The organism is Paraburkholderia agricolaris (assembly GCF_009455635.1).
GTDB classification, from domain to species: domain Bacteria; phylum Pseudomonadota; class Gammaproteobacteria; order Burkholderiales; family Burkholderiaceae; genus Paraburkholderia; species Paraburkholderia agricolaris.
Map to the genome: position 1 here is coordinate 1,006,435 of NZ_QPER01000001.1, position 13,238 is coordinate 1,019,672.

The following is a 13,238-nucleotide window of genomic DNA, read 5'->3' on the forward strand; positions in this document are numbered from 1 at the left end:
CGGCGGAAATTCCGCAAGATAACCCGGTCCGACTCGCGACGGAGTCAATATTGCGCTCGTATAATCGCCTCCTTTAATGCATCCGATTGACCGGAGTCAAGATGAGCACCCCTGCCTTAGCGCCGCTGGACCGTTCCGAAACCACCTTTCGCTTTCTCGCCGAACCCAGTTCGGTCAACTTCGGCGGCAAGGTGCATGGCGGCGCGTTGATGAAGTGGATCGACGAGACCGCCTATGCGTGCTCGGCGGTATGGTCGGGGCGCTACTGCGTGACGGTCAGCGTCGGCAATATCCGCTTTCGCCGGCCGATTCTGGTCGGCAACCTGGTCGAGCTGCGCGCGCGGGTCGTGGCGACGGGCCGCACCAGCATGCACATCCACGTGTCGGTGCAGGCGGGCGATCCGAAGGGCGGCGAGCTGTTGCAAACCACGGACTGTCTGGTGGTGATGGTGGCCGTCAACGAGAACGGCCATCCGGTGCCGGTGCCGGCATTCGTGCCGGAAACGGATGAGCAGAAGCGCCTCGCCAAGTACGCGATGGACGTCAAGGAAGCGCTCGACGCGATCGTCGAGCTGAAGCCGGAAGAAGTGGCGCAGGGAAAGGTTTAAGCCGCGCCGGCAGGCCGCGCGATCGTTGCATTCGCGGCCTGCTGTACAACCCGCGTCGGGAAACCGGTCACCGGGCCCAATGCCGCCCGGTGACGTAGCCGGTCATTTGGCCGGATGCCCGACCATATCCTTCGGCCGTACCCATTCGTCGAACTGCTGCCCGGTGACATAGCCGAGCGCGAGCGCCGCCGCCTTCAACGTGGTGCCTTCCTTATGCGCTTTCTTCGCGATCTGCGCGGCCTTGTCGTAGCCGATGTGCGGATTGAGCGCCGTCACCAGCATCAGCGATTCGTTGAGCAGCGTATCGATACGCTCGCGATTCGGCTCGATGCCCACCGCGCAGTTGTCGTTGAAGCTGTGCGCGCCGTCGGCGAGCAAACGGATCGATTGCAGCACGTTGTGCGCGATCATCGGCCGGAACACGTTCAATTCGAAGTTGCCGCTCGCGCCGCCGATATTCACCGCGACGTCGTTGCCGAACACCTGTGAGCACAGCATTGTCAGGGCTTCGGATTGGGTCGGATTGACCTTGCCCGGCATGATCGAGCTGCCGGGTTCGTTTTCCGGAATCGACAGTTCGCCGAGCCCGCAGCGCGGACCGCTCGCGAGCCAGCGGATGTCGTTGGCGATCTTGTTCAGGCTGGCCGCCACCGTCTTCAATGCACCGTGCGCGAACACCAGTGCATCGGCCCCTGCCATGACTTCGAATTTGTTCGGCGCGGAGACGAACGGCAAACCGGTTAGCTTGCCGATCGCGGCCGCCACGTTGTCCGCGAATTGCGGATGCGCGTTCAGGCCCGTGCCGACCGCCGTGCCGCCCTGTGCGAGTTCGTACAGATGCGGCAGCGCCGACTCCAGATGACGGAGGCCATGATCGAGTTGCGCGACGTAGCCGGAGAATTCCTGGCCGAGCGTCAGCGGTGTAGCGTCCTGCAGGTGCGTGCGGCCGATCTTGACGACGTCGGCGAAGGCTTTGGCCTTGCTGTCGAGCGTATCGCGCAGCGTTTTCAGCGCCGGCAGCAGATGCTTGACGATCGCGTAGGCAGCGGCTACGTGCATCGCGGTCGGAAAGACGTCGTTCGACGACTGGCCACGATTCACGTCGTCGTTCGGATGCACTTTGCGCGCTTCGCCGCGCTCGCCGCCGAGCAGTTCGCTCGCGCGATTCGCGATCACCTCGTTGAGGTTCATGTTGGTCTGCGTGCCGGAGCCGGTTTGCCAGACCGCGAGCGGAAATTCCTCCGGATGCTTGCCGTCGATGATCTCGTCGGCCGCTTGCATGATCGCCTTCGCCTTGCTCTCGTCGAGTACACCGAGACCCAGATTGACTTCCGCGGCGGCGCGCTTGATGACGGCTAGCGCGGTGATCAGTTCGGGCGACTGTTTCTCCGACGAAATGCGGAAATTCTGCAGTGAGCGCTGGGTTTGCGCGCCCCATAGACGAGCGTTCGGTACGGCGATTTCGCCGAACGTGTCGCGCTCCATTCGTACGTCTTCAGTCATGGTTCAACTCCGCTTCTCAAAGTGGTGCGATCAAAGTTGTGCGTTAACCGGTAATAAGGAGAATAGACCGGTTAGCGCGTTCCGGTAAAAACCCGCTTGCGGATCGAAGATATAGGTACGGCGCGTGCCGTCCTCGACGTCGGTCCAGACCAGAGGCGAAAGGGGCGCGCCGATCGAGCGCAGATAGGCGAGTTGCGCCGGATCGGCTAGCGTGACGCGGTAGCTCGCGTCGGGCGCGATGGCGCGCTCGAAGATTTGCGCGACCTGTTCGGCAAGCGCGGGGCTATGGATGACCAGCGTCTGCTCAGTGTTCAGATTGGCCGAGCGCGGATCGAGATTCATCGAGCCGATCACCAGAATCTTGCGGTCGATCACGTAGGTCTTGGCATGCAGGCTGGCGCGCGAGTGAGATCCGGTGAAGCGGACGCGAGCCGTATTCTGCTGCGGTTTGAATTCGTACAACTCCACGCCCTGTTGCAGCAGCGGCACGCGAAAAGGACTGTAGCCCGCTTGCACGGCTACCGCGTCGGTTGCGGCGAGCGAGTTGGTCAGCACGGCGATGCGCACGCCGCGATGCGTGAGTTCGCCGGCCGCCTTGACGCCGCTCTCGTGCGGTACGAAGTAGGGCGAAATGATCAGAAAGTCTTTCTGTGCGTCGCGCATCAGTTCGGCGAGGCGCTGCATCGGCGGACTGACGTAGTCCGGCGACGGATGTTCGATTTTCTCCGGCAGGTCCGCCTTGAATTCAGCGGGTGCCCACGTCAGGCCGAGTTGATCCTGGGCGATCTGCGAGGCGAGCGGTGTGGCGTTCAGCGGCTTCGCGTTGTAGGGGTCGGCGTTGGTGCGCCAGTGTTGGCGTAAATCGTCGCGTGTCTGGTCGAGCTCTTTCGCATCGAACTTCTGTTTGTTCAGCACCTGCAGCGGATAGGCGATGCTGCTGTTCCAGTAGTCGTCGAAACTCGCGGAGACGTCGGCGGTAATCGGGCCGGCGGCGAGCACGTCGAGGTCGCGAAACTGCAGCGTTTCGCTGGCGCTGAAATATTCGTCGCCGAGGTTGCGGCCGCCGACGATCGCCAACTGGTTGTCGGTGATCATCGACTTGTTGTGCATGCGTCGCGTGAAATGATCGATCTGCGTGAACAGGTTGGTGGTGCGTTGGAACACGCCCTCCTGCGCGCTGCCGAACGGATTGAAGACGCGGATCGCAATGTTGGGATGCGAGTTCAGACCCGCCATCGTGCGGTCGATGTCCTTGAAGTTCAGATCGTCGACCAGCATGCGCACCCGCACGCCGTGATCGGCCGCGTAGAGTGCGGCGCCGAGCAGCAGCTTGCCGGTGGTGTCCTCATTGGCGATGTAGTACTGCATGTCGAGGGTTTTCGTCGCCGCGCGCGCGAGGGCAATGCGCATCTGCAAGGCGTCGGTGCCGCTCGGCAAGAGCCGGAAACCGGACTCGTTCGGATGCGCCGCTTCGAGCGGCGCGAGGGCCGTGCGAAGCGGCGTTGACTCGGTGACCGGCAGTGCGTGGGTGACGGGGCGCTCGAATGCGGTGGCGGGAGGCTTGGCGGCGCAAGCGGTCAAACATGCCGCCGCGCAGCACAGCAGGAAGAAACGTATCGTTGTCCAGCCATCCCGCGATTCCCTACTGAAACTTCCTGCGCGGCGCGGCGCGTCCTTCGGCGTGGAGGGCTTCCCCATGGGCGTGCTCAAAGCGGACTTGCGATGCAGTGCGGTCTGATTCTTGTCTTGATGCCACGACACGCTGTTTCTCCCGTTGGCAGGCCTCTCATGGCGGCAGCGCGTGTGGCTTGATCGCGCTGCCGAGAAATGCATTCTAAGGGGAATCAGACGGGCGGGCTTTCGTTCCTGGCTTTGACGGTAACGCGGGACCTTGGTCTGCTTGCCTGCGTGATGGTGTCGGGCCGGTGTCGGACCGGTGTCTGACGGTATCTGCCGGCACGCTGTGAACGTGAGGGCAGATACCGTCAGATAAAGCCAGCGGCGTGAGAGCCGTGGCGCCCCGGCCGCCGCCGGGTTGTAACTTGCTGGTCGCTTGCGGGTGCTTATCCGCGTTCGGCGTTCAACGCGCGCTGGCCATCTGGGTGCGTCGACCCTTTCGCGGGACGTCCCGCCCAGTAACCCGCGAGCAGCGAGCCTGAGAGGTTGTGCCATACCGAAAACAACGCGCCCGGCAACGCTGCGATCGGCGTGAAATACAGCTTGCCGAGCGTCGCCGCGAGTCCCGAATTCTGCATGCCCACTTCGATAGCGAGCGTGCGGCAGACGGCTTCGTCGAAGCCGAGCAAGCGGCCGCCCCAGTAACCGCCGAGCAGACCGATGCCGTTGTGCAGCACGACGCCCAGCATCACCACGAGGCCCACCGACGCGATGCTCTTCTGCGTGCCGCCGACCACCGCGCCGATGATCAGCAGAATCGCCACCATCGAGATCAGCGGCAGGATCGGTTCGACCTTGCGCACCGCCTTGTTGAACAACTGGTTGACGACGAGCCCGACCACGATCGGCAACGCGACGATCTGCAGGATGCTCATCAGCATGCCGTGCACGTCGACGGCAATCGATGCGTCCACATAAAGACGCGTGAGCAGTGGCGTCGCGAATACGCCGACCAGTGTCGACAATGCGCTGATCGTTACCGACAGCGCCACGTCGCCGCGTGCCAGATAGATCATGACGTTCGACGCCGTGCCGCTTGCCACGCTGCCCACCAGCACCATGCCGGCGGTCAGATCAGGCGGCATGCGCAGTGCCTTGGCGATAACCCACGCAGCGAGCGGCATCACGAGGTAATGCAGCACGATGCCGGCGATCACCGGCGCGGGGCGCGTGAAGACGCGCTGGAAATCGGCCACCGAGAGCGTGACGCCCATGGCCAGCATGATGATCGTCAGCAGCGTGGTGACATGCGGCGCAATGCTGGTGAACGAGGCCGGCGAGGAGTATGCGGCGATCGAGACGAGCACGGCCCAGAGCGGAAATAAACGGGTGACGCGGGCAAGCATGACGGGTGGTCCCTGGTTGTGTTTTATGGCGAGAATTGAAGGTCGGCCGAACGGCACGCGGCAAGAAGCGGTGCATGTTCGAGGTGCTGTTCGCGAGAGCGGTATGCCCCGACGTCAGGTGTCGAGCCGTCGGGTGACGCGGGCCTTCGTGAGGCGCGCGAGTGGCGTTACGCGGGTGCGCGCAGTGTCGCCAGAGTACGCATTTTACCGTTGACGGCAGCTTTTCCGGGAAACGATGGTTGCGGGCGCAACCATCCGGGCGTTACCTGGACCTGGTTCAGAGCGGCTCGCTCCAGGCTCAGGCGGACTTCACGTCAAACTCAGGCCGAGGTGGCCGGCGGCGCGCCTGGCGTGACCGGCACGCGCCGCAAGCTTAGCTTGTGAAAGCGCAAGGTCATCAGCAGCGCCACGCTTGCGAGGCCGGCCGCGAGACCCCACCACAAACCGCGCGCGCCTAGCCCGAAGTGAAAGGCCAGCACGTAGCCGGTCGGAAAGCCGATCACCCAGTACCCGAACGTCGCGGCGATCATCGGCACGCGCGTGTCCTTCAGGCCGCGCAGGCAGCCTGAGCCGACCGTCTGCATGCCGTCGACGATCTGGAAGATCGCGGCCACGCCGAGCAGCGAACTCGCCAGCGTGACCGTGGCCGCGTTGACCGGGTCGTCGAGATGCAGATACAGGCCCACGATCCAATGCGGTGCCGCGATCAGCACGATGCCCGACAGCGTCATGAAGCCGACGCCGAGCGCGAGCGCGACGAAACCCGCGTGGCGCGCGGCGAGCGGCTGCCCTGCGCCGGACCAGTAGCCGACCCGCACATTGGCTGCCTGTCCGATCGCGAGCGGCACCATGAAGGCGACGGACGCGACGTTCAACGCGATCTGATGCGCGGCCAGTTGCGACTCGCCGAGCAGGCCGACCATCAGGCCGGTGGCGAGGAACAGGGTCGACTCGACACCGTAGGTAATCGCGACCGGCCAGCCGATGCCGAATAGCTCGCCCATCAGCGGCACGTTCGGCCGGGTGGCGACGACAAAGTGTTTATAGCGTGGCCGCAGATGCAACAAGGCCATCAGCACGAGCGCGCTCAGCCAGACGGTGATCGAGGTGGCCGCGGCCGAACCGAGAAAGCCCAGGCGAGGCAACCCGTAGACGCCATGAATCAGCCCGTAGTTGAGAAAACCGTTGAGGAACACGCTGACGAGCGACACCCACAGGAGCCGTTTGGCCGCGCCGATGGCCGGCAGGAACGAGCGCATCAGGCCGACGCCGATCAGGCTGCCGAGCGAGCCCCAGCGCAGCACCGCCGCGTATTCGCCGACGTTGTGCGCAAGCAGCGCGGGTTCGCCGAACGCCAGCAGGATCGGCGTGGCGAACGACAGCAGGAAGAACGCCGGCACCGAGAGCAGGACGGATAACACGAAACCGGTCCAGTAGATGTGCGGTACGCGGCCTTCGTCCTGCGCGCCGCGCGCATGCGACACGCTCACGCTGACGGAGGTCAGCACACCTTGCAGCAGCGTGACCACGACGAAGAACAGATTGGCGCCGAGGCCGCCGGCGGCAAGCGCGTCGGGGCCGAGCGAGCCGAGCAGGATCGTATCGGTCACGCCCATCGCCATTTGCGACAGTTGTGCGATGGCGAGCGGCGCCGCGAGCCGGGCGGTATCGGCGGCGTGGCGGGACAAGGTCGGCGGCCGGGCGGCCACCCGGGTGAAGCCGGATTGAGTCATGGAGCGCCTGGAGGCGGAAGGGATGACAGCGTGGCGGCGGGCATAAGCCGCACGGCGCATGCGACTCCCGCGGCTTGCGTGCCGCCGGCGGGGTGGCGCGTAGGCGGCTCACCGGGGCGTAGGGCGGCTGTCAGCCGATTGTTTGTCTGTCGAAACTGACAGCTTATTGCTTCAGCACGGGGATGTCGATGGAGGAAGCACGATTTTGGTGCGTGCGGTCTTCCGAGTTCTCGGAATAGTTTTCAGACTCCGCGTGCGTCAGGCCTCGTGCACCGCAATTCGCGTATCGCCGAGCAGCACGACCTGGCCCGCGCGGATTTTGCAGGTTTTACGCGTTTCGACCCGGCCGTCGACGGTCACCGCACCGTCCGCGACCATCATTTTTGCAGACCCGCCACTGTCGGCAAGCCCCGTTATCTTCAGAAGATTGTGCAGTTCGACGTAGTCGCCGGTCAGTGTGAAATCGAGGTTGGGCATGACGTTTGCGCGTTGAAGCAAAGGGTTCGCATCATAAGCCAGAAGCTTGACTTGAATGAAAGTCCCGGTGGGTTTGGACCTTGCACCGCCAATTGCAAGCAGTTGTTATGTGAATGTTGTACTTTTGTCAGAAAATGAAACGTTCCGTAACACTGGTCGTACATAACGAACTTCACTCGTAAAGTGCGGGTCTGTAGGAAAGCCTGCTGAATTTTTCCAGCAGCGAATAGACCGGGCGAGGTGGGCATGAATCGCTCATCCCTATGCAGCACCGGATACGGCGCCCGTGTCACAACAATTTTAGAGAGGATTTCGCCATGACTCAGATTCGTACGCTCCTGATCGGTACCGCCCTGACTGCTTTTGCCGCTACCGCTGCTTTCGCGCAGACCGCGCAACCGGCCGCGGGTATGAATGGCCAGGCACAAGTCCAGACCCAGGGTGCCGTTGACGCGCCCGCAGCACCGGCCGCGCAGGGTGTGCAGCCGGTCACGCCGGCGCCGACGCGCCTGACGGCATCGGGTTCGACCGATCCGCTGGTTCAGAAGCGCGATGCCAACGCGCAGGCTAATGCCGAATACAAGGCGTCGAAGAAGGCGTCCAAGACCGAGCTGAAGCAGCAGCAAAAGGCTGCCAAGTCGCAGTACAAGGAGCAGGTGCATGACGCCAAGATCAACCAGAAGGCTGACAAGCAGACCGCCAACAACGAAATGAAGATGAACATGCAAGGCCAGGCTGCTGCCCAGGACAACGGCGCCGACGTGAAGCACTAAATCCACACGTCCTCTGCGGCCCGCTTCACCCAGCTTTCTGCGGAGTGAAGCGGGGCTGTGCAAGCTGTCTGATTGACCCGCATTCCCGTTGTACGGAGGTATCGCATGAACATCACCCAGCCGATGAAGAACCGGATTTACGCCGCGCTGATCGCCGGTTGCCTGTCGTCAGTCGCGTTCGCGCAGGCGAGCGGGCCGGCCGCCGCGCCGGTGACCCACGCCGACAAGAAAGCGGCGAAGGAACAGTCGAAGGCTGACAAGAAAGCCTCGGTGGCGCAAGTCAAGGCCGACAAGAAAAAGACCGATGCCCAGGCCGACGCCGACAAGGCGAACGCCGATGCCAGTCTGAAGGACGCGAAGAAGCAGTAAGAGTGTTTCGATGGGAGGCAAGGCGTCGCGAACGCGTTGCCCGACGCCGTCGCCAAAATGGCCCGGAGCGCGTGTGCGCCCGGGTCATTTTTTATGCTTGCTTTGCTTGGTCGACCGGCCGCGACGCTCATTTCGCAAGACCTCGCGGTGCCTGGCGTTGTTGTTAAAAAGGGTCGCTTGTCTCAGTGGGTTGTATGGATATACAGTATGCGTCGCCGCGTCCACTCCCTCTCAGGCCCGAATCCATCGTGCTCTCCGTCGCTGAATCTCCGTCACCGGTCGATGCCGATTCCGGGACCCATTCCCATCCTGATACCGCCGACTGGCTGGCCAAACTCAACGACGCGCAACGCGAAGCCGTCGAATACGGCGCCGATAGTCCCAACGCGCCGCCCGGTGCGCTGCTGGTAATAGCGGGGGCGGGTTCCGGCAAGACCAATACGCTGGCGCATCGGGTCGCCAATCTGGTGGTGAAGGGCGCCGATCCGCGGCGTATTCTGCTGCTGACCTTCTCCCGCCGCGCTGCGCTCGAAATGACCCGCCGCGTCACGCGCATCGCCGGCGCGGCGCTCGGTACGCGGGCTGCGTTGGCGCAAGGGCTGACGTGGTCCGGAACCTTCCATAGCGTCGGCGCGCGGCTCTTGCGCGAATACGCGGACCTGATCGGCCTCGCGCCCGCCTTTACGATCAACGACCGTGAGGATTCCGCCGACCTGATGAATCTGGTGCGCCACGAGCTCGGTTTGTCCGCGAAAGAGCGGCGCTTTCCGGCCAAGGGCACCTGCTTTGCGATTTACTCGCGCGTGGTGAACACCGGCGCGTCGCTCGCCGACGTGCTCGACAGCGCGTTCCCCTGGTGCCGCGAGTGGGAGGCCGATCTGCGCAGGCTGTTCGCGGCATACGTCGAGGCCAAGCAGAAGCAGAGCGTGCTCGACTATGACGATCTGCTGCTCTACTGGTCGCATATGGCCGCCGAGCCGGCCATCGCGGCCGATCTGTCGGCGCGCTTCGATCACGTGCTGGTTGACGAGTATCAGGACACCAATCGCCTGCAGGCGTCGATCCTGCTCGCGCTAAAACCCGACGGCCGGGGCCTGACCGTGGTCGGCGACGACGCCCAGTCGATCTATTCGTTTCGCGGCGCGACCGTGCGCAATATTCTGGATTTTCCGGCGCACTTCGATCCGCCCGCGAGGCAGATTACGCTTGAGCGCAATTACCGCTCGACCGAGCCGATTCTGGCGGCGTCGAATGCGGTGATCGAGCTGGCCAGCGAGCGCTACACGAAGAATCTGTGGACCGACAAGGCCTCGGCGCAGCGCCCGCGTCTGGTGACCGTCGCCGACGAAGCAGATCAGGCGCGCTATATCGTCGAGCAGGTACTCGAAGCGCGCGAGCAAGGCATGAAGCTCAAGTCACAGGCGGTGCTGTTTCGCGCGGCTCATCACAGCGCGGCGCTCGAGATCGAATTGACCCGCCGCAACATTCCGTTCGTGAAGTTCGGCGGCCTGAAGTTTCTCGATTCGGTGCATGTCAAGGATGTGCTCGCCGTGCTGCGCTGGGCGGAGAATCCACGCGACCGCGTCGCCGGTTTTCGGGTCGTGCAATTGCTGCCGGGCGTCGGTCCCACGACCGCCGCGAAGGTGCTGGACGAGGTCGTGGCGCGGGCGGGTGCCGGCAATCCGGTCGACTTCGCCCAGAGCGCCGCTGGTGCGCTGGCTGCCTTTGCGCCGCCCGCCCGCGCGCGGGAAGACTGGCATCCGTTCGTCAAGCTGATGTCGAGCGTGTACGGGCGCCAGACGCCGTGGCCGGCCGAGTTCGAAATGGTGCGGCGCTGGTACGAGCCGCATCTCGAACGCAATCATGAAGACGCGGCGATCCGTCATGCGGACGTGCTGCAGATGGAAAGCATCGCGGGCACGTACCCGTCGCGCGAGCGTTTTCTGACCGAGTTGACGCTCGATCCGCCAGACGCCACCAGCGACGAATCCGGCGTGCCGCTGATCGACGAGGACTACCTGATCCTGTCCACGATTCATTCGGCGAAGGGGCAGGAGTGGCGCAACGTGTTCGTCTTGAATGGCGTCGATGGCTGCATTCCGTCCGATCTCGGCACCGGCAGCGAAGAGGAAATCGACGAGGAGCGCCGCCTGCTATACGTGGCGATGACGCGCGCGAAGGAGGACCTGCATATCGTCGTGCCGCAGCGTTTTTACGTGCACAACCAGACCCATCTGGGCGACCGTCATGTATGGGCGTCGCGCACCCGGTTCATTCCGGCGCATCTGATGCCTTTGTTCGACGCCTATGCGTGGCCGCGTGTGCCGGTGCCGAGCGCGCCGACGGCAGCGGGGCTGGCCGCGGCGGCGCAGGCGAAGATCGAAATTGGCGCGAGGCTCAGGAAGATGTGGGACTGAGCCGGTTTTTACTGCGATTACCGTGACTGCCGCTGTTGTTGCTGCTGTTGCGGCGCCGGACGCGGCGGCACAAAGAAATTGCGCAGCCATGCGGCGAGGCGTGAGAACACGTCATACGGTTCTTCGATGAAAATCTCCGGCTTCAGCAAGCGCAGGTACTCCATGATCTGCTGCGCTTCCTGCTTCTGGAACGAGCCATGCGAAATTCCCAGGCGCAGCAGCCCGCGCAACTCACCGAGCTTTTCGCGCGCCGTGCTGCCCACGCTCGTTTCGCACGCCACCTTGGCTTCGTAGACACGTTGACGCAGCGATTCCACCAGACGCCAGGCCGGCGTCTGCATGATTTCCTCGAGCGCCTGGATGTCCTGCGCCGCGCTTTTGATCTGGGCCGCGAGCGGATCGATCAGTGCAGCGTCGCCTTCCGCTTCCTTGACGATGGCCGCGGCCCAGTCGCGGCAGTGCTTGGCGAGCTCTTCAGGCGTCCATTCCGAGCGGGCCGCAAAGCCGAAACCGAATTCCTCCGCCTGCCGCATCAGAATCGCCACGACGTCGGGGAACTCCTTGTCCAGCGTGCGTTTCGCCCATGCGTACTGGCCGCCTTGCAGCATCCGCTGAACCGCGTGCTCCGTCAGCGGCACCATATTGTCGAGCAGCTTGGCGCGCAAAAAGTCCTCAAACGACGGCGTCGCGAACTGCGGATCGAGCTTCAGCGAAACCCGCAGAAACGCTTCGAAGTCCTTGCGCAGCGTCGCAATGGTCTCGTCTTTGAGCGTGAGGGTGATTTGACCCATGTGTTATCCCGTTTGGTCCTGCCGCGCGGCCTCGTCGCATCGCCCGATCGCATCCGGGCCCAGTGAGACGCGACGCCAAATGCCGGCGCGGTTGATTCCTGCCTGTTGCCGCGTAACCAGCGGGGGGTATCCCGATGAGCGGACCTCGACTGCATATCGGCGGAATTAAGGGAAACTTAAGGGTAGGCGACGTTTTGGCGGCGGCTTTAGAGGGATGCGCCGCCAGAGCGCGCGGGGCATGCCTATTTCAGCACGACGCCTTGCCAGACAAAAAAGACCGTCAGGCCGACCGCGATGGTCAGGAGTGGCCGCCGCGTCAGCGCGCTGACCGCAATGGCCGCCAGCGCCCCGACCAGCTGTGGATTGCGCCAGGTCAATTCGGCCTGGGTGCCGTGCGGCGAGACCGCCATCGGGACGATGATCGCGGTCAGCACGGTAACGGGGACGAAACCGAGCGCGGTGCGCATGAGCGGCGGAAAGACCAGCCGGTCGCCGAGTACGAAGACGGCGGCGCGGATCACCCACGTAATCGCGGCCATGCCGAGGATCAGAACGACGTAGTTCATCGCGACGCCTCCATGGTTTCCTGCGAGGGTTGGCGCGGGGTTCCCCGCGGGGTTTCCCGTCGAATCGCCTGCGAGTTATCGCGCGAGGCGTCCGGGGACGATTCACGATTTCCCTGCGCGCCTCGCCCAAATCGTGGCGCCGACAGCAGGACACCGATTGCCACACCCGCGAACACCGCGCCAAGCAGGCCGAGCTTGTACGGCCAGGCTTGCCAGAAGAAAGCCAGCGTACCCGCGGTGACCGCCGCCGCGATATAGCGCAGCGCGACGAGTTGCGGCACGACGATCGCGATGAAGGTCGCGACCATCGCGAAGTCGAGCCCGAGCGACTGCAGTCCCGGAAAGGCTGCACCGAACAGCAGGCCGGCGACGGTCCAGATTTGCCAGTTCAGGTACATGGCCAGACCCGCGCCAAAGAAATAGTGCGGGCCGACGGTGCCGGGCTCCCGGTGCCGGTAATGCTCCCACGCGACCGCGAAGACTTCGTCGGTGAGCAGCGCGCCGAGCGCCCAGCGCCAGCGCGCGGACAGATGCGCGACGTGCGGCGCGAGCGTCGCGCTGTACAGCACGTGACGCAGGTTGACGACGAGCGTGGTCGCCCAGATCACCGCAAAGCTGGCGTGGCCGGCGATCAGGCCTAGCGCGATGAATTGCGCCGAGCCGGCGAATACGACGAGCGACATCAGTTGTCCGTGCCATAGATGCAGCGGGCCGGATGCGACGAGGGTGCCAAAGATCACGCCGAAGGGCGCCGCGCCGACCATCATCGGGATGATGTCGCGCGCGCCGGCGGTGAATTCTTTTAAGTGGCCTGTGCCCGAGGGCTGACCGGGGTTGGAATGGGTCAATCTTGCCTCCTTGATTGGGCAAGCATAGCGACCGCAGGCGGCTGGCGCTTGTACGTTCTTGCGGTGGGAGATGAGGCGGTGCGGATCGTGTGCTTCCGGCGCTCAGGCTGCGTTGGCGGCGATTGCGCGG

11 protein-coding genes and 1 pseudogene are annotated in these 13,238 nt (G+C 63.9%); 4 read left to right on the plus strand and 8 right to left on the minus strand.

Annotation, left to right across the window (positions count from 1 at the left end; all coding sequences use genetic code 11):
* Positions 1 to 101 precede the first annotated feature (101 nt).
* Positions 102 to 608 carry an acyl-CoA thioesterase gene (locus tag GH665_RS04580; protein WP_028199238.1) on the plus strand — a complete coding sequence of 169 codons (507 nt, stop codon included), beginning with the start codon at positions 102 to 104 and terminating at the stop codon, positions 606 to 608.
* A gap of 102 nt (positions 609 to 710) precedes the next feature.
* Here the strand turns inward: GH665_RS04580 and fumC are convergent, their stop codons facing one another.
* The 5 genes from fumC to GH665_RS04605 all read right to left on the minus strand — a co-directional run bounded on the left by fumC (position 711) and on the right by GH665_RS04605 (position 7,344).
* Positions 711 to 2,111 (minus strand): class II fumarate hydratase, encoded by a 1,401-nt coding sequence (gene fumC / locus GH665_RS04585; RefSeq protein WP_153134851.1) that lies wholly within the window; start codon positions 2,109 to 2,111, stop codon positions 711 to 713.
* 30 nt (positions 2,112 to 2,141) lie between these two features.
* Positions 2,142 to 3,809: a phospholipase D family protein gene (locus GH665_RS04590; RefSeq protein WP_153138237.1), complete on the minus strand. Its 1,668-nt coding sequence runs from the start codon at positions 3,807 to 3,809 to the stop codon at positions 2,142 to 2,144.
* A gap of 365 nt (positions 3,810 to 4,174) precedes the next feature.
* Complete coding sequence (gene panS / locus GH665_RS04595) at positions 4,175 to 5,134, minus strand: ketopantoate/pantoate/pantothenate transporter PanS (RefSeq protein ID WP_028199235.1); 960 nt, start codon at positions 5,132 to 5,134, stop codon at positions 4,175 to 4,177.
* Positions 5,135 to 5,454: 320 nt separating this feature from the next.
* The gene (locus GH665_RS04600) at positions 5,455 to 6,867 is read right to left on the minus strand and encodes an MATE family efflux transporter (protein WP_153134852.1); all 1,413 of its coding nucleotides are present in this window, start codon (positions 6,865 to 6,867) and stop codon (positions 5,455 to 5,457) included.
* A 258-nt stretch (positions 6,868 to 7,125) separates the two neighbouring features.
* Entirely contained in the window at positions 7,126 to 7,344 is a 219-nt protein-coding gene (locus GH665_RS04605; RefSeq protein WP_011489423.1) for an RNA-binding S4 domain-containing protein, read from the minus strand.
* A gap of 317 nt (positions 7,345 to 7,661) precedes the next feature.
* Here GH665_RS04605 and GH665_RS04610 point away from each other — a divergent pair, with 317 nt between their 5' ends.
* The 3 genes from GH665_RS04610 (at position 7,662) to GH665_RS04620 (ending at position 10,903) form a co-directional block, all read left to right on the plus strand.
* On the plus strand, positions 7,662 to 8,117 hold the full coding sequence (locus GH665_RS04610) for a hypothetical protein (RefSeq protein ID WP_153134853.1): 456 nt from the start codon (positions 7,662 to 7,664) through the stop codon (positions 8,115 to 8,117).
* Positions 8,118 to 8,222: 105 nt separating this feature from the next.
* A complete protein-coding gene (locus tag GH665_RS04615) occupies positions 8,223 to 8,486 on the plus strand; it encodes a hypothetical protein (protein ID WP_153134854.1) in 264 nt (87 codons plus the stop codon).
* A 248-nt stretch (positions 8,487 to 8,734) separates the two neighbouring features.
* On the plus strand, positions 8,735 to 10,903 hold the full coding sequence (locus GH665_RS04620; protein WP_425496028.1) for an ATP-dependent helicase: 2,169 nt from the start codon (positions 8,735 to 8,737) through the stop codon (positions 10,901 to 10,903).
* A 17-nt stretch (positions 10,904 to 10,920) separates the two neighbouring features.
* Here the strand turns inward: GH665_RS04620 and GH665_RS04625 are convergent, their stop codons facing one another.
* The 3 genes and pseudogenes from GH665_RS04625 to GH665_RS04635 all read right to left on the minus strand — a co-directional run.
* Entirely contained in the window at positions 10,921 to 11,694 is a 774-nt protein-coding gene (locus GH665_RS04625; protein ID WP_153134856.1) for a DUF4088 family protein, read from the minus strand.
* A 242-nt stretch (positions 11,695 to 11,936) separates the two neighbouring features.
* Complete coding sequence (locus GH665_RS04630; protein WP_028199229.1) at positions 11,937 to 12,260, minus strand: AzlD domain-containing protein; 324 nt, start codon at positions 12,258 to 12,260, stop codon at positions 11,937 to 11,939.
* 104 nt (positions 12,261 to 12,364) lie between these two features.
* Positions 12,365 to 13,108, minus strand: a pseudogene (locus tag GH665_RS04635) (AzlC family ABC transporter permease); the annotation flags it as partial.
* Positions 13,109 to 13,238: the final 130 nt, after the last annotated feature.

Excerpts from the sequence above, each read along its gene's own strand:
- panS (WP_028199235.1), bottom strand. The coding sequence starts at position 5,134 with ATGCTTGCCCGCGTCACCCGTTTATTTCCGCTCTGGGCCGTGCTCGTC.
- GH665_RS04605 (WP_011489423.1), bottom strand. The coding sequence starts at position 7,344 with ATGCCCAACCTCGATTTCACACTGACCGGCGACTACGTCGAACTGCAC.
- GH665_RS04580 (WP_028199238.1), top strand. The coding sequence starts at position 102 with ATGAGCACCCCTGCCTTAGCGCCGCTGGACCGTTCCGAAACCACCTTT.
- fumC (WP_153134851.1), bottom strand. The coding sequence starts at position 2,111 with ATGACTGAAGACGTACGAATGGAGCGCGACACGTTCGGCGAAATCGCC.
- GH665_RS04610 (WP_153134853.1), top strand. The coding sequence starts at position 7,662 with ATGACTCAGATTCGTACGCTCCTGATCGGTACCGCCCTGACTGCTTTT.
- GH665_RS04615 (WP_153134854.1), top strand. The coding sequence starts at position 8,223 with ATGAACATCACCCAGCCGATGAAGAACCGGATTTACGCCGCGCTGATC.
- GH665_RS04625 (WP_153134856.1), bottom strand. The coding sequence starts at position 11,694 with ATGGGTCAAATCACCCTCACGCTCAAAGACGAGACCATTGCGACGCTG.
- GH665_RS04600 (WP_153134852.1), bottom strand. The coding sequence starts at position 6,867 with ATGACTCAATCCGGCTTCACCCGGGTGGCCGCCCGGCCGCCGACCTTG.
- GH665_RS04590 (WP_153138237.1), bottom strand. The coding sequence starts at position 3,809 with ATGGGGAAGCCCTCCACGCCGAAGGACGCGCCGCGCCGCGCAGGAAGT.
- GH665_RS04630 (WP_028199229.1), bottom strand. The coding sequence starts at position 12,260 with ATGAACTACGTCGTTCTGATCCTCGGCATGGCCGCGATTACGTGGGTG.